Below are 25,617 nucleotides of genomic sequence, written 5' to 3'. Positions count from 1 at the left end.
TTCAATGTGCAAAGTGTATCTCAGGAAAAGAGAGGAGGAGGGAAAAGCAGATAAATGGTGAAAAAAATCAGCCTGCGTAAGGGAGATTACGCAGGCTAAGGAGGTGGTTCCTGGTACAGCTAGCATTTATGGGTTATGTTTTTCAGCGATCGGAATAATAACCGTATTAACCGGGGCGGTATGTGATCCGATTCTAAGAATCTTCGCACCGTAAAAATAACCCTGCTAAATTACTTTGCGTGAGGGTTTCGCGTTGTCTGACCAGCGAAATTGCGCATCAACAACGCATATTCCAGCGCCATATCCTGCGGAACCGGCAGCCACACGGTATAACCATCGCCCGGCGCGACCGCCATCGCTTCGCCTTTGGCATTTTCCATATGCTCCAGCGTGAAATTGACATTGCCCTGCGGCGTCATCAACTCCAGGCTGTCGCCAACGGAGAACTTATTTTTTACCGCCACCGCCGCCAGGTCGCCTTTGCGCTCGCCGGTAAACTCGCCGACAAACTGCTGGCGCTCGGAAACGGAATAGCCGTATTCGTAGTTCTGGTAATCATCGTGGGTGTGGCGGCGCAAAAAGCCTTCGGTATAACCGCGGTGCGCCAGGCCTTCCAGCGTTTCCAGTAACGAGGTATCGAACGGCTTGCCTGCCGCCGCATCATCAATCGCTTTGCGATACACCTGCGCGGTACGGGCGCAATAGTAGAAGGATTTGGTGCGGCCTTCGATTTTCAGCGAGTGCACGCCCATCTGCGTCAGACGCTCAACATGGGCAATCGCGCGCAAATCTTTCGAGTTCATGATGTAAGTGCCATGTTCGTCTTCAAACGCGGTCATGTATTCGCCCGGACGTTTGGCTTCCTCAATCATAAAGACTTTGTCGGTTGGCGCGCCGACACCCAGCGTCGGCTCAATGTTCTGCACCGGGATCGGCTCGTGAACATGCACAATATTGCCAACGGCGTCTTCTTTGCCTTCCTGCACGTTATATTCCCAGCGGCAGGCGTTGGTGCAGGTGCCCTGGTTCGGGTCACGTTTGTTGATATAACCGGAGAGCAGGCAGCGACCAGAGTAGGCCATGCACAGCGCGCCGTGAACGAAAATCTCCATCTCCATGTTCGGCACTTGCGCGCGGATTTCGGCAATCTCTTCCAGCGACAGTTCGCGAGAGAGGATCACGCGCGTCAGCCCCATTTGCTGCCAGAACTTCACCGTCGCCCAGTTCACCGCATTCGCCTGCACCGAGAGGTGAATCGGCATCTGCGGGAAGTGTTCGCGCACCAGCATGATAAGCCCCGGATCGGACATAATCAGCGCATCCGGCCCCATATCCACCACCGGCTGTAAATCGCGGATAAACGTCTTCAGCTTGGCGTTGTGCGGGGCGATATTCACCACCACGTAAAACTGCTTGCCCAGCGCATGGGCTTCGTTAATGCCGATTTGCAGGTTTTCGTGGTTGAATTCGTTATTACGCACGCGCAAAGAGTAACGTGGCTGGCCCGCATAAACGGCGTCCGCGCCGTAGGCAAAGGCGTAACGCATATTTTTCAGCGTTCCCGCCGGGGAAAGGAGTTCCGGTTTAAACATGATTTTCTCGTTCTGATGACAGGTCAGACAGCCCCACGTCAGTAGGGCGGCAGGGGAGTTCCCCTGAATTTAGGGCGGGAATTGTAGCGCCAGGAGCAGGGGGAGTAAACCGGCGTGTGAGTTCACGTCCCCCCATTCCTTATAAGCGTCACGCCAGTTTGCAGGCGTCCGCCTCCCAGCGATACCCCACGCCGTAGACCGCGCGGATAAAGGATTGCTCTTCATCCAGTGCTTCCAGTTTACGGCGCAAGTTCTTGATATGACTGTCGATAGTACGGTCAGTCACCACGCGGTAATCATCGTACAGATGATTGAGTAATTGTTCGCGGGAGAAAACTTTTCCCGGCTCGCTGGAGAGGGTTTTCAGCAGGCGAAACTCCGCAGGCGTCAGATCCAGCAGCTTGTTATGCCAACTGGCCTGAAAGCGGCCTTCATCGACAATCAGCGGGCTTTCGGCATCAAGCCGATCCAGTTCGCGCTGCGGCTTGCAGCGGCGCAGGATCGTTTTCACGCGCGCCACTACTTCACGTGGGCTGTAGGGCTTACAGATGTAATCATCTGCGCCAATTTCCAGCCCCAGCAGGCGGTCGATCTCTTCGATTTTGGCGGTCACCATAATGATCGGCACATTGGAGAAGCGGCGGATCTCGCGGCATAAGGTTAAGCCATCGGTGCCCGGCAGCATCAAATCAAGCAGGATCAGATCCGGCGGCGTCTGGCGTACAAAGCTGAGCACCTGATCGCCGTGATTGATAAGGATGGGGGCGTAGCTTGCCGCGCGCAGATAGTCGATCAGTAACTGCCCGAGCTTCGGTTCATCTTCGACGATCAGGATGCGGGGCGTGTTTTCATCAATGGGTAGCTCTGTCATACGTCTCTCGATTTTTCGCGTTCAAGCGGTAATTCAACTGTAATGCTAACCCCGCCATATGGCGAGTGCGCCGCATGGATAGCGCCACCGTGCGCTTCCACAATATTCAAACAGATAGCCAGCCCAAGCCCGGAACCGCCGCTGGCGCGGTTGCGCGATCCTTCCGTGCGGTAAAAACGCTCGAACAGGCGTTGTAACTGCGCATCGGTCACGCCCGGTGCGCTGTCGGAAAAACGCATCACCAGCGTCTTCTCGCGGGTGAGCAACTGGACGACCGTTTTCCCGCCGCCGTCGGTATAGCGCAGGCTGTTTTCCAGCAGATTATTAAAGAGCTGCATCAGGCGATCGGGATCGCCAAACACCGTGGCGCTTTCCGGCACCTCCACAGAAAGGGTGAGATTGCGGCTGGCAAAACGCTCGCGGAACGCACCGGCGGCAATTTCTACCAGTGACACCACATCCACCGAAGTTTTCTGATACGCCAGCGCGCCTTCGTCGGACATCGAAAGCTGGTGCAGATCGTCCACCAGTTTGGTGAGCGTCGCCACTTCCGCCTGTAACGAGGTAATGGATTCTGGGGTAAATCGCCGCACGCCATCCTGAATCGCCTCAAGTTCACCGCGCAGCACCGCCAGTGGCGTGCGCAGTTCATGGGAGATATCCGCCATAAAGTCGCGGCGCATCTGCTGGTTTTTCTCAAGGGTACTGGCGAGCTGGTTAAAGTCCCGCGCCAGCCTGCCGAGTTCATCCTGCCTGCCCGGCGTGACGCGGGTGGAGAAATCCCCGGAGGCGAGTTTGTGCGTGCCGTCGACCAGCCGTTTAACCGGTGCCAGCAGGCCGCGCGCTAGCGGGAACGTGGCGATAGCCGCCAGCAGGGTTGCAAGGGCAACGATGATCCAACTGGTGCGCCGTTGCTGGCGCTCAAAATTGATATCGGTATTACGTGTCAGCCGCTCGACCGGGGAAGCAATCACCCAGCCGACTTTGGCGTTATCCACAATGATCGCCCGCCGCGTACCGTCTGACGGCACCGGCGCGCGCGGGCCAACCAACACTTTCGAGTTTTGATCGACCACCCAGAACTGGGTACGCCAGCCGTGCGGCGGCGGTGGAGGCCCCGGTGGCCCCGGAAAACGCGGTTCATCATCCGGGCCGCCGGGACGCCCTTCAGGATGATCGTTATCGCGCTCAAAAGAGCGCAGGATCTGGAAAATCACCCGGTCGTTATTGCGTAAAAACTGCCAGTTGCCGTGCTGGGAATATTGATCGGCCAGCGAATCGCTGAGCATTTGCAGGCGCTGCTCATTACCGCGTTTGATGTAATCAATAAAGCCACGTTCAAAACTGATGCGCACCGCCCAGTGCATGGTGATCAGCAAAACGATACAGGTGGTTAAGATGGCGAGAAAGAGTTTGGCCGTGATACCTGGCCGCCAGAACGTCATGGTTTTCTCCTGCGGCGACGGGCAAGCACAACGTTGCGGCTGGCGTCATTCGGGACGCGGGCGAAAAGCAACGCCGGAAGGGCAATAATCACCGCCATACTGAGGTAAGTGTAAAGAAAAACGTGGTGCGCCACGCCGCTGTCCGCCGACAGATGTTGCTGGCCGAACAGGCCGAGCAACAACCCGGCAACGCTGACGCCGATACTCATTGAGAGCTGCATGATCATCGACAGCAAACTGTTGCCGCCGCTCGCCAGTTCATCCGGCAGATCTTTTAGCGTCAGGGTGTTCATGGAGGAGAAGCGCATCGAGTTGATCATCCCCTGGCAGAACAGCACTACCGGCAGCACGTAATACCAGCCGAGCAGGGCGGTCGCCATAAACAGCAGGCTCACCAGCGCCAGGCCTATCGTGGACGCCACCAGCGTCCGGCGATAGCCAAAGTGGTTCACCACCTGCACGACAATACGCTTCATGCCCATACTGCCGAGCACCATCGGGATCATCATTAAACCCGCATGAAACGGCGAAAAGCCGAGGCCAATCTGCAAAAACACCGGCGTCATAAACGGCAACATGCCGCTGCCGACGCGCCCGGCGAAACTCCCGGCCAGCCCCAGCGAAAAGGTACGGGTGCGAAACAGCCGCAGGTTAAACAGCGCGCCGTCGTTGCCCCTGGCATGCAGCAGATAGAAGAGCATGGCCGCAGCGCCTGCCGCCACCAACGCCCCGAGTTGCCAGACCGACAGCCCCAGCCCGCGGTTGCCGTCAAGCGCCAGCGTCAGGGTTGCCATGCCGCCCGCCAACAGCACAAAACCCGCGAAGTCAAAACGGCGGGTTTGCAGTTTGTAATTCGGCATCAGGGTCAGGGTGGCAATCGCGCCAATAATCCCCACCGGCAGGTTAATCAAAAAGATCCAGTGCCAGGAGGCGTACTCCACCAGCACCCCGCCGAGCGCCGGGCCGAGCAGCGGGCCAATCTGCCCCGGCAACGTCACAAAGGTCATCGCCGCCATATATTGATCGCGCGGGACGATTTTCATCACCGTGAGCCTGCCGACCGGCACCATCATCGCGCCGCCGACCCCTTGCAGCACGCGTGCCATTACCAGTTGATCGAGCGTTGCGGCCATGGCGCAAAACAGTGAGCCGGTGGTGAACAGCACAATCGCCACAAAGAAGATGTTGCGCACGCCAACCCGATCCGCCAGCCAGCCACTGGCGGGCAGCATCACCGCCACCGTTAACACATAGGAGACCACCACCATATGCATGTGCAGCGGGCTTTCCCCGAGGCTTTTCGCCATTGAGGGCAGGGCGGTGTTAACAATGGTCGTATCCAGCGACTGCATAAAGAAGCCGAAGGCGACTATCCATAACTGCCAGCGGATATGTTTAGGTAACTCATTCATTCACTAATGGGTTCTCTTGCTTTGCGGCTAAAACGCGTACGCAGGCGGTCAAAGAAGAGATAGACCACCGGCGTGGTGTACAACGTCAGAAGCTGGCTCATCACCAGTCCGCCAACAATCGTAATCCCGAGCGGCTGGCGCAGCTCAGAGCCGTCACCGCCGGAGATAACCAGCGGCACGGCGCCAAACAGCGCCGCCAGCGTGGTCATCATAATCGGGCGAAAACGCAGCAAACAGGCCTGGAAAATCGCCTCTTCAGCGCTGATATTTCCCTGACGCTGCGCGTCAAGGGCGAAGTCGACCATCATAATGGCATTTTTCTTCACAATACCTATCAGCAGCATAATGCCAATCAGCGCGATCAGGCTAAACGGCGCGCCAAACAACTCCAGCGCCAGCAGCGCCCCCACGCCCGCCGAAGGCAGGGTGGAGAGAATGGTCAGTGGGTGAACATAGCTCTCATACAAAATCCCCAGCACGATATAGACCGTGGCAATGGCCGCCAGAATCAGGATCACCTGCGAATTCATCGTCTCCTGGAACACCTGCGCCGTACCGGCAAAACTGCCGCGCACGCTCGACGGCACGCCGAGTTGCGTCATGGCGCGGTTAATCGCCTCGCTGGCCTGGGATAACGACGTGCCGGTCGGCAAGTTAAACGCAATGGTCGATGCCGCCGACAGCCCCTGATGGTTCACCGACAGCGGCGCATTCGCGGGCTGCCAGTGGGCAAAGTAAGAGAGGGGAATGGATTTGCCATCGTCATTAATCACATACATTTTATCCAGCGCGCTGACATCCTGGGTGTAACGCGGATCGACTTCCATCACCACTTTGTACTGGTTCAGTGGCTGGTAGATGGTGGAGATCTGCCGCTGCCCGAAAGCGTTATTCAGCAAACTGTTTGCCGCACTGACATTGATGCCAAGCCGGGTCATGGTTTCGCGATCATAGACCAGGTTCATCTCTGCGCCGTTATCCTGCTGATCCGAGTTAACATCTGCCAGCTCCGGCAGCGCAGCCAGGGCTTTGCGGATCTTCGGCTCCCACTCGCGCAGCGCGGCAAGATCGTCAGATAACAGCGCAAACTGGTAGCTGGCATTGGCCTGACGCCCGCCGACGCGAATATCCTGTACGGCCATCAAAAACAGGCTCGCACCCGGCTCTTTCGCCAGCTTACCGCGTAGCCGGTCGATAACCTGCTGGGCGGTTTCATGGCGCTCGTCGCGGGATTTGAGGGTAATAAACATCATGCCGCTGTTAACCCGCGAGCCGCCGGTAAACCCGGTGACATTATCCACGGCCGGATCGTCACGGATGATTTTCATAAAGTCCTGCAATTTGCCGCGCATCGCCTGGAACGAGATGCTCTGATCCGCCTGAATACCGCCCATCAGCACGCCGGTATCCTGCTCCGGGAAGAAGGTTTTTGGAATCGCAATATAGAGCCAGATATTGAGTGCGATGGTGCCCAGCAGCACCAGCCCGACCAGCCGCGCGTGGTTGAGCACCCATTTCAGCGAGCGGGCATACTGCCGCTGTAAGCCCACCAGCAGGCGACCGACGCCTTTTTCGCGGTTGCGGGTGCGCGGTTTTTGCGCCTTTAGCAGCCAGCCGCACATCATTGGCGTCAGCGTCAGCGACACCAGCAGCGAAATGCCGATCGCCACCGACAGCGTGACGGCGAACTCGCGCAGCAAACGCCCCGGCAACCCGGCCATTAACAGCAGCGGCAGGAACACCGCCACCAGCGACAGGCTCATCGACAACACGGTAAAACCGACTTCCCGCGTGCCTTGCAGCGCCGCCTGAAGCGGTTTCATCCCCGCTTCAATATGGCGGGAGATATTCTCCAGCACCACAATCGCGTCATCGACCACAAAGCCGGTGGCGATGGTCAGCGCCATCAATGACAGGTTATTAAGACTAAAGCCGCACAGATACATGGCGGCAAAGGTGCCGACCAGCGACACCGGCACCGCGACCGCCGGAATAAACGTCGCCCGGCCAGAGCGCAGGAACAGAAACACCACCAGGATCACCAGCGCCACGGAAATCACCAGCGTTTGCTCGACCTCTTCGAGCGACGCGCGAATGGTCGGCGAGCGATCCTGGGCGATTTGCAAATCAATGGCGGCAGGAATGGTTTTCTGCAACTCCGGCAGGCGCGCGCGGATGCTGTCCACCGTCTGGATAATATTGGCTTCCGGCAGTTTGCGGATCATCAGCAAAATCGCCGGTTTGGCGTTGGTCATCCCGGCGTTGCGCACATCCTGCACCGAGTCGTGGACGGTGGCGACATCGCTTAAGCGCACCGCAGCGCCGTTGTTGTAATGGATAATCAGCGGTTGATATTCAGCGGCGGTTTTCAGTTCATCGTTGGTCTGTATTTGCCAGCGGTGCGCGCCATCTTCCACCGCGCCCTGCGGTTTGCGCACGTTGGCGTTACTGATGGCCGTGCGCACCGAATCCAGCGACACGCCCTGGTTAAACAGCGCCTGCGGATTGAGATCGACCCGCACGGCGGGCAGGGAACTGCCGCCGACATCGACATCGCCGACGCCTTCGATTTGCGCAATGGTCTGTGCCAGTTGAGTCGACGCAAAATCGTATAACTCACCCTGGGAATAGGTATCCGAGGTGAGGGTGAGGATCATGATCGGCGCATCGGACGGGTTCGCTTTGCGATAGGTCGGGCGGCTCGGCATCCCGCTTGGCAGCAAGCTTTGCGCGGCGTTAATGGCCGCCTGCACATCGCGCGCCGCGCCGTTGATATCGCGATCGAAATTAAACTCGAGAATAATGCGCGTGCTGCCAAGCGAACTGGACGAGGTCATTTCGCTGACCCCTGCAATGCGCCCGAGCGAGCGCTCAAGGGGCGTGGCAACCGACGAGGCCATGGTTTCCGGCGACGCGCCAGGCAGCGAGGCGCTGACCATAATCACCGGGAAATCGACCTGCGGCAGCGGGGCAACCGGCAACAGCCGAAAGCCGAGCACGCCGCACAGGGTAATGGCGAGCGAGATCAAAATCGTCGCCACCGGGCGGTAAATGAAGAGGGCGAAAAACTTCACTTACGCCTCCTCTTCACGACGCGGGAAACGTTTTTTCGTTGCCAGCGCCAGACGGTCGAACAGCAGGTAAATCACCGGCGTGGTAAACAGCGTCAGCACCTGGCTTACCAGCAAACCGCCGACCATGCCGATCCCCAGCGGGCGGCGCAGCTCTGCGCCCACGCCGGTGCTGAGCATCAGCGGCAGCGCGCCGAGCAGGGCGGCCAGCGTGGTCATCAGGATCGGGCGAAAACGCAGCAGACAGGCCTGGAAAATGGCATCGCGCGGCGACAGACCCTCTTCGCGCTCGGCGGCGAGGGCAAAGTCGATCATCATGATGGCGTTTTTCTTCACGATGCCGATCAGCAAAATGATGCCGATAATGGCAATCACATCCAGTTCGCTACCGGACACCATCAGCGCCAGCAGCGCGCCGACGCCCGCCGTTGGCAGCGTCGAGAGAATGGTTATCGGGTGGATAAAGCTCTCATACAGCACGCCAAGCACGATATACATTGCCGCGACCGCTGCGACAATCAGCCAGACTGTGCTGCCGAGTGCCGCCTGAAACGCCAGCGTGCTGCCCTGGAATTGGGTCGTGATGCTGCCCGGGAAGTTGAGCGTTTTTTCGCTATCCAGCACCGCATCTACTGCATCGCCCAGCGAGGAGCCGTCGGCGACGTTAAAAGAGATGGTGGTCGACGGGAACTGGTCGAGATGGTTAATGCTCAACGGCGCATAGCGCTGCTCGATTTTGGCAATCGACGACAGCGGTACAACACCGCCATCGGTGCTGGTCAGGCGAATATTATCCAGCGCCGTCAGCCCCGGCGTTTGCGCCGTATCATGCTCGAGCACCACGCGGTACTGATTCGCCTGAGTATAAATGGTCGAAATCAACCGCTGACCGAAGGCGTTATACAGGGCGTTATCGACATCCGACATGCTGATGCCGAGGCGGCTGGCACTGTCGCGGTCAACATTGACATACGCCACCAACCCTTTGTCCTGCCAGTCACTGCTGACATCCGCAAGTTGCGGCTGCGCCTGTAATGTCGTCACCAGTTGCGGCACCCAGGTGCTGAGCGCATCCAGCGAGTTGGCCTGCAAGGTGAACTGATATTGCGTGCGACTGACGGTGGTATCGATGGTCAGATCCTGGGTCGGTTGCAGATAGAGCGCGAGACCTGGCACTTTCGCCGCCGCCTGCTGCAAACGTTCGATTACCGGCTGGACGCGATCGTCGCGGTCTTCCAGCGGTTTCAGGTTGATTTGTAACCGCGCGCTGTTCAGCGACGGGTTAGTGCCATCGACGCCAACAAACGAGGTCAGGCTTTCCACTGCCGGGTCGCGCAAAATAATATCTGCCACCTGACGCTGGCGCTCCGCCATGCTGGCAAACGAGGCGGATTGCGGTGCCTGTAGCGTGCCCTGGATAATGCCGTTGTCCTGCACCGGGAAGAAGCCTTTCGGGATGAAAACCCACAGCATCACCGACAGCAGTAACGTGCCGATGGCAACACTCAGCGTCAGCCACGGATGATTGAGCACTTTACTCAGCCAGCGCCCGTAACCGGCAATCACCCGCTCGAAGAAACGCTCCGAGGCGCGGGAGAAGCGGTTTTGCTTACGCAGGGATTCAGCGCTTAACATGCGCGCGCACATCATTGGTGTTAGCGTCAGTGACACCACGGCGGAAATCAAAATCGCGATTGCCAGCGTGACGGCAAACTCGCGAAACAAGCGCCCGACAATATCGCCCATAAACAGCAGCGGGATCAGCACCGCAATCAGCGAGAAGGTCAGTGAAATGATGGTAAAGCCGATTTCGCCCGCGCCTTTTAGTGCGGCGGTGAGCGGTTTCTCGCCTTTTTCGATATAGCGCGAGATGTTCTCAATCACCACAATCGCGTCATCGACCACGAAACCGGTGGCGATGGTCAGAGCCATTAACGTCAGATTGTTGATAGAGAAATCGAGAAACACCATCGCGGCGAACGTGCCGACCAGCGACAGCGGCACCGCCACGCCGGGAATGATCGTCGCCGGAATATTGCGCAAAAACAGGTAGATAATCATCACCACCAGCGCAATCGCCAGCATCAATTCAAACTGGGTATCGCTGACTGACGCGCGGATATTATTGGTGCGATCTGACAACACTTTGACGCTGACTGACTTCGGCAGACTTTCCGTTAACTGCGGCAGCAGGGCATGGATATTGTCTGCGGTGTCAATAATGTTCGCGCCCGGCTGGCGCTGGACATTCATCACAATGGCTTGCTGCTTGTTGGCCCACGCCCCCAGCCAGCTATTTTCCGCCCCTTGCTCAACGGTCGCGATATCACCCAGCCGAATGGGCGCGCCGTTCTGATAAGCGATAATCAGCTTGCGATACTCCTCGGCGGACTGCATCTGATCGTTGGCGGAAAGCGTAACCGCGCGGGTCGGGCCATCGAGGCTGCCTTTTGCCGAGTTGACGTTAGCGTTACTGATGGCGGTGCGAATGGTTTCGCTGGTCAGCCCAAGTCCGGCAATCGCCTGCGCGTTGAGTTTGACACGCACGGCGGGGCGCTGGCCGCCGGAAAGGGTCACCAGGCCGACGCCGGAGACCTGCGAAATTTTCTGCGCGACGCGGGTTTCCACCATATCTTCCACCTGCGTCATCGGCATGGCGGACGAGGTAACCGCCAGCGTCATGATTGGCGGGTCGGCGGGGTTCACTTTGCTGTAAACCGGCGGGTTAGGCAGATCTGAGGGCAGCAGGCTATTGGCAGCGTTCATGGCCGCCTGCACTTCCTGCTCGGCGACATCCAGCGGCAGGCTAAGCTGGAACTGGAGCGTCACTACCGATGCGCCGCCGGAGCTTTGCGACGACATCTGTTTTAAGCCCGACATCTGGCCGAACTGGCGCTCCAGCGGCGCGGTAATGGCGGAAGTGACCACGTCCGGGCTGGCTCCCGGATAGAGCGTTACCACCTGAATGGTGGGGTAATCCACTTCCGGCAGGGCGGAAACGGGCAGGAAGCGGTAACCGATGATCCCGGCCAGCAGGATAGCCACCATCAGAAGCGTGGTGGCGACCGGGCGCAGGATAAACAGCCGGGAAGGGCCGCCCGTTCGGCCCGGCGGTAGCAGCTGCATCAGGAGTGTGCTCCTTTCGCCGGGGTTTCACGCTTTGCCGGTGTTGCTTCTGAGCGAGTGGCATCCACCACTTCCACTTTCGCCCCCTCGGTCAGACGGTCGATACCGTCCGTAACCACCCGATCGCCCGCCGACAGCCCGGCGCTAATTACCACTTTCTGGCTGTCCTGAATGCCCGGCGTGACGGTGTGTTTGCTGACCTGGTTTTTGTCGTTCAGTACCCAGACAAAATTACCTTCATTGCCCATTTGCAGCGCGGCGGCGGGAATGACCACCGCATCCTGCTGGGTGGCAACCAGCATACGGGCGTTAACGAACTGGTTCGGGAACAGCGCGTCGTCCTGGTTGTCAAAACGCGCTTTCAGCTTGATGGTGCCGGTGGTGGCATCAATCTGGTTGTCGAGGCTCAATAACGTGCCGCTGCTCAGTTTCTGCTTGTTGGTGCGATCCCAGGCTTCCACCACCAGTTGCTGGCCCGCTTTTTGTGCCTGTACGACCGTGGCAATCTCGCTTTCTGGCAGGGTAAAGACTAAATCGATGGGATGGGTTTGCGTCAGCACCACGATGCCGGTGGTATCGCTGCTGGAGATTTGGTTGCCGATATCAACCTGCTTTAACCCGACGCGACCGGAAATCGGCGCGGTGATACGGCTCCAGTCGAGCTGTAATTGTGCGCTGGCAACGGAGGCTTCATCGGCTTTGACCGTCCCTTCGGATTCGCTGACCAGCGCCTGCTGGGCATCTAAATCCTGGCGGGAAACGAGGCTGGTTTTTGCCAGTTGCTGATAGCGGGCCAGATCGCGGCGGGCATTGGCAAGCGTCGCTTTATCTTTAGCCAGTTGCCCCTGGGCCTGCGCCAGCGCGACGTTGAACTCGCTGGGGTCTATCTCTGCCAGCAGATCGCCCGCTTTCACCTGCTGACCTTCCTGGAAGTGGAGCGCTTTTAACTGCCCGGAGACGCGGCTGCGAACGGTGACAGTATTCGTCGCGGTAATAGTACCCAGCCCGGAGAGATAACGCGGAACGGATTCACTGGTCGCCGTGGCCGCCTGCACCGGCGGCAGTGCACCACCGCGCATACCATGACGACCGCTTCCCTGACCCTGGGGTTGCCCGCTCGCCGTGGAAGAAGACTCTTTATGACCAAATTGATACCAGGCGACGCCCGCTACCGCGATAACCACTACCGCGACAACCGTGCGGCGAAACGTAACACTGCCTTTCATCGTTATGCGTATCTCATAAAAATCCAATGGCGGAATAATACTAGTTTAGTAAGCGTATGCCGTAGAAAAATGGAGGAAAAATGAAACACTGTCTGGAAACGTATGAGTGGCAGGTAATTTGCGTTAGGGCGATTTTGTAGAAGAAAATAACGCCGGGTGCCGCCACCCGGCAAATAATCAGCGGAATACTACCTGCGCCCAGCGGGCCAGCCCGGCGGTGACCGAGCCAAAATCATCGCCACCGGCAATCGGAATGCCCGGCAGGGTTTGCGCCAGCGCTTTTTTGATAATCGGCGAGCGGGCGCTGCCGCCGGTCAGATAAATCACTTCCGGCGTGTCATTGCTGCTTGCCAGCGCCAGTTGCACCTGCTCGATAATGCGCTGCAACGGCTGGTTAAGCGCGTTTTCCAGGCCATCCTGATCGATAGCCGTCGCCAGCGTTTCGCTGATAAACGGCAACGCCGTGTTGACTTGTTGCGTGTCGGACAGGGCGATTTTGCTCTCTTCCGCACTGCGCACCAGCCGGTAGCTCAGCCGCTGTTGCCACACTTTGCGCAGCAGGGCGACTTTGTCTGCCTCGCGCGCATCGCGCAGCAAATCATTCAGCAAGCGACCATTCGCCGCGCTGTAAAACTCGGTTTGCGCCGGGACATCGTTAATTGCCACCGCGTTCCACCACGGCAAAATGGGCAGCGCAATGCCTTTTTCCGTCTGCCCGCCCATGCCGAGCAGCGGCATCAGGCTTTTGAACGCCAGCGCAATGTCTAAATCGTTACCGCCGACGCGACAGCCACTGTGCCCGAGCAGGCTGGCGGTGCGCTCCTGTTTTTCGCGCCACTGCGGCCCCATCAGGATCAGCGAACAGTCGGTGGTGCCGCCGCCGATATCGACCACCAGCACGCGTTTCTCATCATTCAGGGTGGCTTCAAAATCCAGCCCTGCGGCGACCGGTTCGAACTGGAACACCACATCGGCAAAGCCTGCGCGTTTTGCCGCGCGCTCAAGAATACCCTGCGCCTGGGCGTTGGCGTCATCACCGCCGAGCCCCTGGAAGTTAATCGGGCGGCCAATTACCGCCTGGGTGATGCTTTCGGGAAGCTGTGTTTCCGCTTGTTTGCGGATATGCAACATCATGGCGCAGACCAGATCTTCAAACAGGGCGATTTGCTGCGGTTTTAACCCGCTCGCGCCGAGAAAGGATTTAGGCGATTTAACGAAGTAGACCTCTTCCGGGTCGCTCACATACTGGCGCAGCGAGGCGAGGCCAAACTGCACGCTGGCGGCGTTAACCTCGATATCTTCCTCGCGGTTAAAGCTCATCGCGCGCCTGAGCAGCGCCTGGGTTTCGCTGCCCGTGGCCGGAACCTGATGATGGCGATACAGCCATTCGCTGACCGCTTCGCGCGTCGGTGCACAGAGCATCGACGGCAGTAAGGTACTGTTATTTTCCATGGTCAGCAGCTGCGGCGCGTTATCGCGCATCACCGCCACTGAGCAGTTTGCCGTACCGTAGTCAAAACCAATAAACACCTGTCTATCCCCATGCCGGTGAAGAAGGGGGGCGACTTTAGCCGAATGCGTGACAGGCGACAACCGGAATATGAAAGCAAGGCGAAAATGGCCTGAGTTGTTATGCTTTTAGCGTCACTATTCAGGAGAGCTTATGTACACACTGCGCTGGCAGCCGCCCTACGACTGGGCATGGATGTTGGGTTTTTTACGTGCACGTGCCGTGACGGGCGTGGAAGAGGTCAGTGAAACGCGCTATGTGCGCAGCTATGCGTTTGCCGGGCATCGCGGGGTGATCACCGCCGAGCCGGATGAGGCCAGTGCGGCGCTAAAGGTGACGTTAAGCGAAGGGCTGGAGCCGATTGCAGAGCACTGTTTGCAGCGTCTCGTGCGCCTGTTTGATTTGCATAGCGATCCGCACATTATTAATGCCGCGCTGGGGGATGTAGGCGCGGCGCGTCCTGGTTTACGTTTGCCGGGCAGTGTTGACCCGTTCGAGCAGGCAGTCCGCGCGATATTAGGCCAACTGGTGAGCGTGGCGATGGCGGCAAAACTCACCGCGAAAGTTGCCCACCGCTATGGGGATGTGCTGGAAGACGCGCCGGGGTTTATCTGCTTTCCCACGGCGGAGCAACTGGCAGTGGCAGACGCGGAGGAACTCAAAACCCTGGGCATGCCGCTTAAACGCGGGCAGGCGCTGATTGCGGTTGCCGACGCGGTGTGCGAAGGGCGATTTCCGCTGACATTGCCAGAGGATGTGGAGCAGGGCGTGAAAACGTTACAAACCTTTCCGGGGATTGGGCGCTGGACGGCCAATTATTTCGCCCTGCGCGGCTGGCAGGCAAAAGATGTGTTTTTACCGGACGATTATGCGATTAAGCAGCGTTTCGCCGGGATGACGCCCGCGCAGACGCGGCGTTACGCCGAGCGCTGGCAGCCGTGGCGGTCGTATGCGTTATTGCATATTTGGTATACCCCGGAGTGGGTGCCCGAAGCGTAATGGCGGATAAGGCAACGCCGCCATCTGGCGATTAGTTGATGCCGAAATAATGAGTATTCAGCATTAAATCAAGCGGCTGCGGCTGGGAAATAATATCGCCGTAAATCATATCGATACCAATGCCGGAAAGGGTATCCATCATCATCGGCTGGTTGGTCGGCCCGGCGATAGTTTTCAGACCGAGGCGCTGGGCGTGCCCCTGAATAATGGTCACCATCATTTCATCCATCAAATTACCGTGGACATTGCTGACCAGCTCCGGCTCCAGCAGCAGGTAATCGGCTATATTCGGCGCGAGGTGGTCGAACACGTCCAGATCGCGCCCGATATGGCTGAGAATAATGCGGCAGCCCGCCTGGCGCAGCCGTTGCAGATTATCAACAACGGTATTGCCTTCGCGCATCAGGGCTTCAGCCTGAATAACAACATGCAGCAAACGCCCCGGCATCGGGCCGCTTTCCAGCATCAGCAGCAGTTCATCCACCAGCTGAGCACTTGCCAGCCCGGCAACGGAAAGGGGCAGGGCAACACCAAGCCCTTTGCCGGTGACGGCGGTTGCGTGCTGGCGGAAAAATTCATGAAACACGCGCCGGTCGAGGGCGCGAAGCAATTCTGGCTCATGCAGGCTGGCACGAAACGCGTGTTCTTCCACCACTTCGCCTTCGCTGGTCCATAAGCGCAAAGAGAGCAGCCAGAAGTTGCAGGCTTCCGGCACGCGCGGGGAGGCAACACCGCGCGCAATCAGCAGCAGGTGATTGTCTTTGATCATATGCCACTGCTCATCCAGCGACATCATTGTGTGTTCATGCTGCATCATCGCCTGCTGCGGCTCGTAAACGGTAACCGTGCCGCGCCCGTTATTCTTCGACGCATAACAGGCGATATCCGCCTGCGACATTACTTCAGATGCCTGGCAGTTATATTCATCAATAATGGTGATCCCGGCGCTGGCCCCGATGCGATGCAAACGCCCCTCCCACGTAAAGTGGTAGTCATTAATCGCTTCAATGATGCGGCCCGAAATGTAGCGCGCGCTTTCGACGTTGCAATCCGGGAGCAGCAACCCAAACTCATCGCCGCCGAGGCGGGCAAGAATATCCGTTGAGCGCAACAGGGTGAGCATCAGCGTTGAAATCTCGCGCAACAGCGTGTCACCGGCGGCGTGACCGGCGGTATCGTTTACCGCTTTAAACCTGTCGAGATCGATAAATACCAGCGCATGACGCTGGTGGAACTCCTGCACTGTTAACAGCAGGCGCTTGAGGTGGTTTTCAAAACTGACGCGGTTCGCCAGGTGGGTGAGCGCATCGTGTGATGCGCTGTAGCTGAGCTGGCGCAGCATTTTACGTGATTCGGTGACATCCTGGATAACCAGCACCGAGCCGATATTCTGCCCGTCCAGCGTGCTGAGCGGCGTAATGGTGTAGTGAATATCGAAACTGCCGCCGGAACGGCAGTGCAACACCAGATCCTGCTCAATCGCCGTGCGGGACATCGCGCCGCTATGAATGTTTTCAATTGCCGGGCCGTGTTCACCGAAGGTGATGCGCAGCACCGTCATCAACGGTTGGCCGATGGCATTTTCTTGCGACCAGCCACTCATTTTTTCCGCCACCGGGTTCATAAAGGTGACGTTCATTTCGACATCGGTACAGAGCACCGCTTCGCCGATGGAATCCAGCGTGATGTGCAGACGCTCTTTTTCCTGAAACAGCGCGTCGTTAAGCTGCTTCACTTCGGTCATATCCATATTGACGCCAAGCAGGCGCTCAACGTCGCCGTTTTTATTCAACACCCGGTTCGCCAGCGAGCGGATATGGCGAATGCCATCTTTCACGGCAATGCGAAACTCCAGCTTAAACGGTTGGCGCGAGGCCAGCGCATCGCGGACCACCCGCTCGGCTTCTGCCCGGTCTTCCGGCAGCACGCGTTGGTACCACAACTGCCAGGTGGGTTTGAGATGCAAAGGGACTTCGTACATCTCGAACATGCGCTTATCCCAACTGATAATGTCCGGCTCCAGTTCCCACTCCCAGATGCCGATCCCGCCCGCTTCATTGGCGAGGGTGATGCGCTCCATCAGGCGCTTATTCACCCACTCGGTCTGTTTCAGATCGTTGATGTCTTCAATTTGCGCAATAAAGTAGAGCGGTGTGCCGTTGGCATGGCGCACCACCGACACCGCCAGTAAAGCCCACACCAGATCGCCATTGCGTCGGTAATAGCGCTTTTCCATTGAATAGCTGGGGATATCGCCGCGCACCAGTTGCCCGAGCTGCTCAAGGTCGCTATGTAAATCTTCCGGGCAGGTAAGCTGCTGGAAGGTCATCAACCGCAACTCTTCCTGGCTGTAGCCGAGAAACTGGCACAGCGCTTTGTTGGTTTGCAGCCACTGGCCTTCGGTGCCGACCAACGCCATGCCGATGGCGGAATACTCCATCGCGTTGCGAAAACGCGCTTCACTTTCGGTGATGTGTTTGCGCTCGGCGCGAAAGGCATACATCACCATGGTCATCACATGCACCGGCAGCAGGATCATCAAAAACGGCAGCCAGGGGGCGTTCATCACCACGCTGTTTTTCGGCGGCGTGATAAGACCCGGATCGACGGCCAGTACCAGCGACACCATCATTACGGTGGCAAGAAAGATAAGAAACGCTTCCATGCGCGGCAGGCGCACCGCGCTCCACATCAACAGCACAATGATGGCGGTGAAAGGCCACGGCAAATAGTGTAATGAGAGCCAACTGAGCACCAATGTGAGCGCGAGTGTGGCGAGGAACTCCAGCAGCAGTTGCGGCTGGCGGTGGCGTAACAGGTAATGGGGTTTAAACAGCAGCCCGAGCGGCACCAGCGCCAGCGCGCCGATGGCTTCGGACAACACCCAGACAATAAACGTGCGCAGCATCGTGTCTGTCGGCACCAGCAGGCAGATAAGCACACCGCCGACCAGCGGCGGGATCAGCGCGCTGCCGATGGCGAGGCGCACCCAGTCGGCCAGGTTTTGCAGCGGGTTATACCAGGGCAGCAGCTTACGCAGCAGGATCGCACCCACGGCGGCTTCAACAATATTCACCGCCGTGTAGCGCAGATCGACAAATGAGAATGAAAAGAGGAACGCGGTGGCGGCCACGTTGCCGAGCGCGCAGGCAAACGCAATGCCCGGCCACATCCGTCCGGCATGGCGGTAAAACGCCACGGTGATGATCGCAGTGGGGAACCACAACGGCGCGATGATGGTGCCAAAACGAATCAGTTCCAGCGAGAAGAGGGTAAAGATAAACGAGAGAAGCCCTAAACTGAGGAGCCGCAGTCCGGGGTGGGGTGTGGTAACTAAAACGCGCTGGGATTGTTTTTTCATTACCGCTTTATCCGCGAACGTGTGGCGTGTACAGCCGGGTCCGACGAGTGAAATTTGGGTGTCGGATTATGCTAGTACAAACAATTTACAATTCCTATGCCGTGCGCTCATAAATTGACATCGCAGGGTTATTAAATACTTAGTGACGTCGCAAAAGGCTGGTGAGGTGCCGTTTTTACAGGCCGAAATTTGCGAAGAGTCAGCGCGGTTTACGAAAATCGCCCACTTTTTAGCATGCCGTGGCGTCTGGTCTATTCGACTGGTATCACGGCGGCGAAATCCCTATAATTGCCGCGTTTGACGCTCAGGCGTCGTCCTTCCTTTACATCCAGGTTAATCAGGTCGCTAAATTTATGACTGATCAGTCTCATCAGTGCGTCATTATCGGCATCGCCGGCGCATCTGCTTCAGGTAAAAGTCTTATTGCCAGTACGCTTTACCGCGAGTTGCGCGAGCAGGTAGGTGATGAACATATTGGCGTTATTCCAGAAGACAGCTACTACAAAGATCAAAGCCATCTGTCGATGGAAGAACGTGTGAAAACCAACTACGACCATCCGAGTGCGATGGATCATAGTCTGTTATTTCAGCATTTACAGTCACTTAAACGCGGCGAAGCCATTGAATTACCGGTGTACAGCTATGTGGAACATACCCGTACACAAGAAACTATTCGTATTGAAGCCAAAAAAGTCATCATCCTGGAAGGGATCCTGTTGCTGACCGATTCACGCCTGCGCGATGAGATGAATTTCTCGATTTTCGTTGATACCCCGCTGGATATCTGCCTGATGCGCCGTATCAAACGCGACGTTAACGAGCGCGGCCGTTCTATGGATTCCGTGATGGCGCAGTACCAAAAAACCGTGCGGCCGATGTTTTTGCAATTTATTGAACCTTCCAAGCAGTATGCCGATATTATCGTGCCGCGCGGCGGTAAGAACCGCATTGCTATAGATATTCTGAAAGCCAAAATCAGCCAATTTTTTGAGTAATACATGTTAGGCTGTCAGACTCAGTGTTAATTATCTGTCCCCTGAATATTTTCAGGGGCGTATCGCACCAAAGGAGAATGTGCCATGCGTCTTTGTGATCGGGATATCGAAGCCTGGATGAATGAGGGCCGACTCTCAATAAACCCGCGCCCGCCGGTGGAACGTATTAATGGCGCGACAGTGGATGTCCGTCTTGGCAACAAATTCCGCACATTCAGTGGGCATACCGCTGCGTTTATCGATCTTAGCGGGCCTAAACATGAAGTGAGCGCCGCCCTTGATCGCGTGATGAGCGATGAGATTGTGCTGGCGGATGGCGACGCGTTTTTCCTGCATCCTGGCGAACTGGCGCTGGCGGTGACCTATGAATCGGTCACGCTGCCTGCGGATCTGGTGGGCTGGCTGGATGGTCGTTCTTCCCTTGCGCGTCTCGGGTTAATGGTGCACGTGACCGCGCACCGTATCGATCCGGGTTGGTCGGGCTGCATTGTGCTGGAGTTCTATAATTCCGGCAAACTGCCGCTGGCATTGCGCCCGGGTATGCTGATTGGGGCGTTGAGTTTCGAGCCGTTGTCCGGCCCGGCGGAGCGCCCTTATAACCGCCGTGAAGATGCGAAATACCGCGATCAACAAGGCGCGGTTGCCAGCCGCATCGATAAAGACTGAGTGATTTACCCCCACTGAGGACGCCATGAGAAGAGTGTTAACCACGCTGATGATCCTGCTGGTCGTGCTGGTCGCTGGCCTGTCAGCGTTGGTGTTGCTGGTCAACCCCAACGATTTTCGTGCTTATATGGTGCGTCAGGTTGAGGCGCGTAGCGGCTATCAATTACAGCTTGATGGCCCGTTGCGCTGGCATGTCTGGCCGCAACTTAGCATTCTTTCCGGGCGCATGACGTTAACCGCGCCAGGCGCGCAGGCCCCGGTCGTTAAAGCCGATAATATGCGCCTTGATGTCAATCTCTGGCCGCTGCTTTCCCATCAACTCCATGTCAAAGAGGTGATGTTGAAAGGGGCGGTTATCCAACTGACTCCCGACACCAAAGCGGCGCCGCAGCAGGATGCGCCGGTCGCTCCTCATGAAAATACGCTGCCGCAGGCAGAAGAGGATCGTGGCTGGTCGTGGGATATCGCCCGTTTGCAGGTGGAAGATAGCGTACTGGTGCTCCAGCATGAAAATGATGAGCAGGTGACGGTGCGTGATATTCATCTGCAAATGGAACAGGACGACCACCATCAGGCCTCGCTGGAGTTCGCCGGGCGCATCAACCGTAATCAACGGGATTTAACCCTTTCCCTTAGCGCCAATGTCGATGCGCATGATTATCCGCACAATGTCACCGCCGCTATCGATAACGTGCAGTTTCAACTGCGCGGGGGCGATATTTCTCCGCAGGGGATTGAAGGAGAAGGGCAGTTACAGGCGCAGTGGCAAAGCACCGATCAACGCCTGACGCTTTCGTCACTCAATCTGCGCGCCAATGACAGCGCGCTGACCGGCAGCGGTAGCGTAACGCTGGGCGATGTGCCGGTGTGGGCGCTGGATCTGCAATTCGATACGCTTAATCTGGACAATTTGTTGCCGCCGCAACCGACGGCCAGCGATACGCCGGTACAGCAGGGACAGGTGCAAAACCGTCTGCCGCGCCCGGTCATCGCCAACAGCCCGGATATGCCCGAGTACAATGGTCTGCGCAGCTTCACGGCCCAGATTGGGATTGCGGCGAAGAGTGTGCGCTGGCGCGGCATGCAATTTACCGATGTCAGCGGGCAGTTCACAAATGACGCGGGTTTGCTGTCGATCCCGACCTTGCAGGGGAAAATGGGCGACGGGCAGATTTCACTGCCTGGCAAGCTGGATGTGCGCAGCGCCAGGTCCCTCGCGGTGTTCCAGCCGCGTCTGGATAATGTCGAAATCGGCAATATTCTCAAAGCATTTAACTATCCGATTGCCCTGACCGGTAGCCTGACCATGGCGGGGGATTTTTCCGGCCCGAATATTGATGCGGATGATTTCCGCCGACGCTGGCAAGGCGACGCCCATGTTGAGCTGAAAAATAGCCGTATGGAAGGGCTCAACTTCCAGCAGTTGATCCAGCAGGCGGTGGCGCGCAGCAGTGATGTGCAGGCGCAGGAAAAATATGACAATGCCACAAGGCTGGACAGTTTCAGCAGCGATTTGTCGCTCAATGACGGGCAGATGATGCTGCACGATATGCAGGGAAGTTCTCCGCTGATGACGCTGACCGGCGAAGGGACGATGGATCTCATAAAAGAGCAGGCCGATACCCGCTTTAATATTCTGGTGCTGGGCGGCTGGAAAGGGGAAGGCGAGCTTGTCGATTTCCTGAAGAGTACGCCAATCCCGCTGCGCGTGTACGGGCAGTGGCAGGCGCTTAATTATAATTTGCAGGTGGATCAGCTGTTGCGTAAGCATTTGCAGGATGAAGCCAAACGCAAGCTGAATGACTGGGCCGATCGCAATAAAGACAAGCAGAGCAGCAAAGATGTGAAGAAGCTGCTCGAGAAGATGTAATGTGATTGCCCGATAAGCGAATCCGCCATCGGGCAATCACGGTGTGTTTTACACGTCGTAATCGGGTTCGTCTTCCCTTTCCAGCGGAATCAACTGCACTTTCTGTACCCGGTGGCTTTCCACTTCCAGCGTTTTCAGGCGGTAATCGCCTACCTGCACCTCTTCGCCGGGCGTCGGGATCCGTTGCAAATACTCCATCAACAGCCCGGCAATAGTGTGATAATCGCGCTTCTCATCAAGCGGCAACGGCACATACTGCACCAGATCCTCCAGCGGCATATGGCCGTTCGCGGTCCAGGTCCCGTCGCTGTTTTTCTGAATATCATGGCGGGCGTCGATCTCTTCCACTTCATTTGGCAGATTCCCGGCGATGGTCTCCATCACATCGCTCAGCGTGACCACGCCCTCAACGGAACCAAACTCATCCACCACAAAAGCGAAGTGGGTGCGGGCATTACGGAACTGCTCCAGCGCCTGTAACAGCGGCAACCCTTCCGGGAACACCAGCGGCTGGCGCACCAGCACACGCAAATCCAGCGGCTCGCCGCGCAGCGACTGCTGCAACAGATCGAGAATATGCACCACGCCCAGCAGCGCTTCTTCACCTTCACCGCCCGTCACCACCACGCGCGTGTGCTGGTTTTTATCCAGCAGGGCGCGGATTTCCTCCTCCGGCGCGTCAAGATCGATATGTTCGATATCATGGCGTGAGGTCATGATACTGCTCACCGTGCGCTGATTAAGGTTCAGCACACGCTCGATCATCCGCCGCTCCTGCGGGTTAAAAATCTGGCTGTCATCGCTATCGCGCAACATCGAGGCGGTATCGGCGTCCAGTTCGGCATCCTCTTTGCGCCCGCTTAACAGGCGCATCACCGCTTCTGTGGTGCGCTGGCGCAGCGTATGGTCGGCAAACAGGAAACGGCGGCGATTAAAGATAGCCAGTTGATTAAGGGCTTCGATCATGACCGAGAAGCCGATGGCTGCATAGAGATAGCCTTTCGGAATATGGAAACCAAAGCCGTCGGCAACAAGGCTAAAACCAATCATTAGCAGGAAGCTGAGGCAGAGGATCACAATGGTCGGGTGATTGTTAACAAAGCGGGTGAGGGATTTGCTTGCCAGCAGCATTAACGAGATGGCAATAACGACCGCCGCCATCATCACCGCCAGGTGGTCAACCATACCGACCGCTGTGATCACTGAATCCAGGGAAAATACGGCATCGAGCACCACAATTTGCGTAACCACCGCCCAGAACTTCGCCCCGCGCCGCTGTGTGGGGTTATCACTGTCTTTGCCTTCGAGCCGTTCATTTAGCTCGACAGTAGCTTTAAACAGCAGGAATAACCCGCCGACCAGCATGATCAGATCGCGGGCGCTGAAACTTAAACCGCGGACGGTAAACAGCGGCTGGGTTAACGTCACCAACCATGAGATAGACGCCAGCAGCAGCAGGCGCATTAACATCGCGAGGATAAGGCCAGTCACCCGCGCGCGGTCGCGCTGTGACGGCGGTAATTTTTCCGCCAGAATCGCGATAAAGACCAGGTTATCTATACCGAGCACTAACTCGATCACTACCAGCGTGACCAGCCCGGCCCAGATTGACGGATCGGCAATCCATTCCATCGTAAACGTAACACCTTATGTGATATGACAATTGTCACAGATCGATCCTGGATAAAGCTGGGGTAAATTGCAATGCCAGCCTGCGATTATTCTTATTTAATATGACAAATAAAATATATTTAAAGTCTATTTCCTTATTATTATTGTGATTAATTGTCGCTATTTTGACCGCCAAATTAGGAAATATCGCATAGGTAAGTCTATGTAAGTGTTTTGTCAATATGGCTTAATTCCTAAAACTTTAAAATTTAGCTCTTAATATTATTCTTAAAAAAGCCTTTATCACAGGGTGCTACCTTGCCTGCTATTCGCTTAGCTGCAACAATTCTTGCAGCATCGTTCAAATATACCAGCGACGTTATTTTCAGCATTGTTATTCAATGCCGAAATCGATACCCGCCGTATTTTGTTTGTTACGCAATATTTCGCAGGCAAACGAGGATGTAAAGGATAACTATCAATGACTTATCGATGATCAGTGGATTGGTAACTGAAAGCCAGGGGCGGTAGCGTGCCTGTCGGCATGACAATCAGCCTGGATTATTCTGTAATCGTATGTGGTTGAATAAATGCTTTTTAGGACTGATGCTAGTTATATTTCTTCTCAATTAACTGCATTCTGATTCTGTGTACAGCTTGAGCGCTTATTTAAATCGCACAGGATAATTACTCTGCCAAAGTGATAATTAATCAATGATGAAATCCAAAACGAAATTGATGCCATTATTGGTGTCCATAAGCTTAATGAGTGGCTGCACCGTTTTCCCTGGTAGCAATATGTCTACGATGGGAAAGGATGTGATTAAACAGCAGGATGCAGACTTTGATTTGGACAGCATGGTGAACGTTTACCCTTTGACGCCGCGTCTGATTGAACAATTGCGTCCTCGCGTCAATGTGGCACAACCGAATATGTCACTGGATCAGGAAATATCCTCTTATGAGTACCGCGTCGGTCCCGGTGACGTGCTCAGTGTGACGGTTTGGGATCACCCGGAATTAACCACCCCGGCCGGTCAGTACCGTAGTTCAAGCGATACCGGTAACTGGGTTTCGCCGGATGGCACCATGTTCTACCCCTACGTCGGCAAAGTGCGTGTTGTCGGCAAAACGCTCGCTGAAATCCGTAGTGATATTACCAACCGCTTAGCGACGTACATCGCCGACCCGCAGGTGGACGTTAATATCGCTGCCTTCCGCTCGCAAAAAGTGTATGTCTCCGGGCAGGTCAACAAATCCGGTCAGCAGGCTATCACCAACGTTCCTCTGACTGTGCTTGATGCGGTCAACGCCGCAGGCGGCCTGACCGACAATGCCGACTGGCGCAACGTTGTGCTGACTCACAAAGGTCAGGAGCAACGCATTTCCCTGCAAGCGCTGATGCAAAACGGCGACCTGAGCCAGAACCGTTTGCTCTACCCTGGCGACATTCTGTTTGTGCCGCGTAATGACGATCTGAAAGTGTTCGTGATGGGCGAAGTGAAGAAACAGAGCACGCTCAAAATGGACTTCAGTGGCATGACGCTGACCGAAGCGCTGGGCCAGGCCGAAGGCCTCGACCTGACGACCTCCAACGCCAGTGGCATCTTCGTTATCCGTCCGCTGAAAGGCGGAGAGGGTGGTCGCGGCAACAAGATTGCCAATATTTACCAGCTTGATATGTCGGATGCCACGTCTCTCGTGATGGCGACCAATTTCCGACTCCAGCCGTACGACGTGGTTTACGTGACAACTGCACCGGTCGCGCGCTGGAACCGTCTTATCAACCAGTTGCTGCCAACAATCAGTGGCGTTCGCTACATGACAGATACGGCCAGCGACATCCACAACTGGTAATGCGC

General features: G+C 56.7%; 15 protein-coding genes. 5 read left to right on the top strand and 10 right to left on the bottom strand.

Going from position 1 to position 25,617, the window contains the following annotated elements; genetic code table 11:
* Nucleotides 1–230 precede the first annotated feature (230 nt).
* The 8 genes from yegQ to yegD form a co-directional block, all read right to left on the bottom strand.
* A complete protein-coding gene (gene yegQ, locus Q5705_03900) occupies nt 231–1,592 on the bottom strand; it encodes a tRNA 5-hydroxyuridine modification protein YegQ (protein ID WLI77712.1) in 1,362 nt (453 codons plus the stop codon).
* Nucleotides 1,593–1,740: 148 nt separating this feature from the next.
* Entirely contained in the window at nt 1,741–2,463 is a 723-nt protein-coding gene (baeR, locus tag Q5705_03895) for a two-component system response regulator BaeR (GenBank protein WLI77711.1), read from the bottom strand.
* Complete coding sequence (gene baeS, locus Q5705_03890) at nt 2,460–3,908, bottom strand: two-component system sensor histidine kinase BaeS (GenBank protein ID WLI77710.1); 1,449 nt, start codon at nt 3,906–3,908, stop codon at nt 2,460–2,462. Before baeS ends, baeR begins: the two co-directional genes overlap by 4 nt.
* The gene (locus tag Q5705_03885; protein WLI77709.1) at nt 3,905–5,320 is read right to left on the bottom strand and encodes an MFS transporter; all 1,416 of its coding nucleotides are present in this window, start codon (nt 5,318–5,320) and stop codon (nt 3,905–3,907) included. The genes baeS and Q5705_03885 overlap by 4 nt, the downstream gene beginning before the upstream one ends.
* A complete protein-coding gene (mdtC, locus tag Q5705_03880) occupies nt 5,317–8,394 on the bottom strand; it encodes a multidrug efflux RND transporter permease subunit MdtC (protein WLI77708.1) in 3,078 nt (1,025 codons plus the stop codon). The genes Q5705_03885 and mdtC overlap by 4 nt, the downstream gene beginning before the upstream one ends.
* Nucleotides 8,395–11,517 (bottom strand): MdtB/MuxB family multidrug efflux RND transporter permease subunit, encoded by a 3,123-nt coding sequence (locus Q5705_03875; GenBank protein ID WLI77707.1) that lies wholly within the window; start codon nt 11,515–11,517, stop codon nt 8,395–8,397. It lies immediately after the preceding gene.
* Nucleotides 11,517–12,743 (bottom strand): MdtA/MuxA family multidrug efflux RND transporter periplasmic adaptor subunit, encoded by a 1,227-nt coding sequence (locus Q5705_03870; GenBank protein ID WLI77706.1) that lies wholly within the window; start codon nt 12,741–12,743, stop codon nt 11,517–11,519. The genes Q5705_03875 and Q5705_03870 overlap by 1 nt, the downstream gene beginning before the upstream one ends.
* Before the next feature lie 177 nt (nt 12,744–12,920).
* A complete protein-coding gene (gene yegD, locus Q5705_03865; protein ID WLI77705.1) occupies nt 12,921–14,273 on the bottom strand; it encodes a molecular chaperone in 1,353 nt (450 codons plus the stop codon).
* A gap of 133 nt (nt 14,274–14,406) precedes the next feature.
* On the opposite strand from yegD, the gene alkA reads away from it, so the two are divergent.
* The gene (alkA, locus tag Q5705_03860; protein ID WLI77704.1) at nt 14,407–15,252 is read left to right on the top strand and encodes a DNA-3-methyladenine glycosylase 2; all 846 of its coding nucleotides are present in this window, start codon (nt 14,407–14,409) and stop codon (nt 15,250–15,252) included.
* A gap of 31 nt (nt 15,253–15,283) precedes the next feature.
* Here alkA and Q5705_03855 read toward each other — a convergent pair whose 3' ends face one another.
* Entirely contained in the window at nt 15,284–18,613 is a 3,330-nt protein-coding gene (locus tag Q5705_03855) for a diguanylate cyclase (protein ID WLI77703.1), read from the bottom strand.
* Nucleotides 18,614–18,966: 353 nt separating this feature from the next.
* On the opposite strand from Q5705_03855, the gene udk reads away from it, so the two are divergent.
* The 3 genes from udk (at nt 18,967) to asmA (ending at nt 22,144) form a co-directional block, all read left to right on the top strand.
* Complete coding sequence (gene udk / locus Q5705_03850; GenBank protein WLI77702.1) at nt 18,967–19,608, top strand: uridine kinase; 642 nt, start codon at nt 18,967–18,969, stop codon at nt 19,606–19,608.
* An 84-nt stretch (nt 19,609–19,692) separates the two neighbouring features.
* Nucleotides 19,693–20,274, top strand: a complete 582-nt coding sequence (gene dcd, locus Q5705_03845) for a dCTP deaminase (GenBank protein WLI77701.1) — start codon at nt 19,693–19,695, stop codon at nt 20,272–20,274.
* Nucleotides 20,275–20,299: 25 nt separating this feature from the next.
* Nucleotides 20,300–22,144 carry an outer membrane assembly protein AsmA gene (gene asmA / locus Q5705_03840; protein WLI77700.1) on the top strand — a complete coding sequence of 615 codons (1,845 nt, stop codon included), beginning with the start codon at nt 20,300–20,302 and terminating at the stop codon, nt 22,142–22,144.
* A gap of 48 nt (nt 22,145–22,192) precedes the next feature.
* On the opposite strand, the gene Q5705_03835 is transcribed toward asmA, so the two are convergent.
* A complete protein-coding gene (locus Q5705_03835) occupies nt 22,193–23,776 on the bottom strand; it encodes a TerC family protein (GenBank protein WLI77699.1) in 1,584 nt (527 codons plus the stop codon).
* Between the two features lie 693 nt (nt 23,777–24,469).
* On the opposite strand from Q5705_03835, the gene Q5705_03830 reads away from it, so the two are divergent.
* On the top strand, nt 24,470–25,612 hold the full coding sequence (locus tag Q5705_03830) for a polysaccharide export protein (protein ID WLI77698.1): 1,143 nt from the start codon (nt 24,470–24,472) through the stop codon (nt 25,610–25,612).
* The last annotated feature ends 5 nt before the right edge of the window (nt 25,613–25,617 follow it).

The sequence above is a fragment of the Kosakonia sp. H02 genome, assembly GCA_030704225.1.
GTDB lineage: Bacteria > Pseudomonadota > Gammaproteobacteria > Enterobacterales > Enterobacteriaceae > Kosakonia.
The sequence above is the reverse complement of the archived record's forward strand: the minus strand, read 5'-3'. Positions and strand labels throughout refer to the sequence as shown.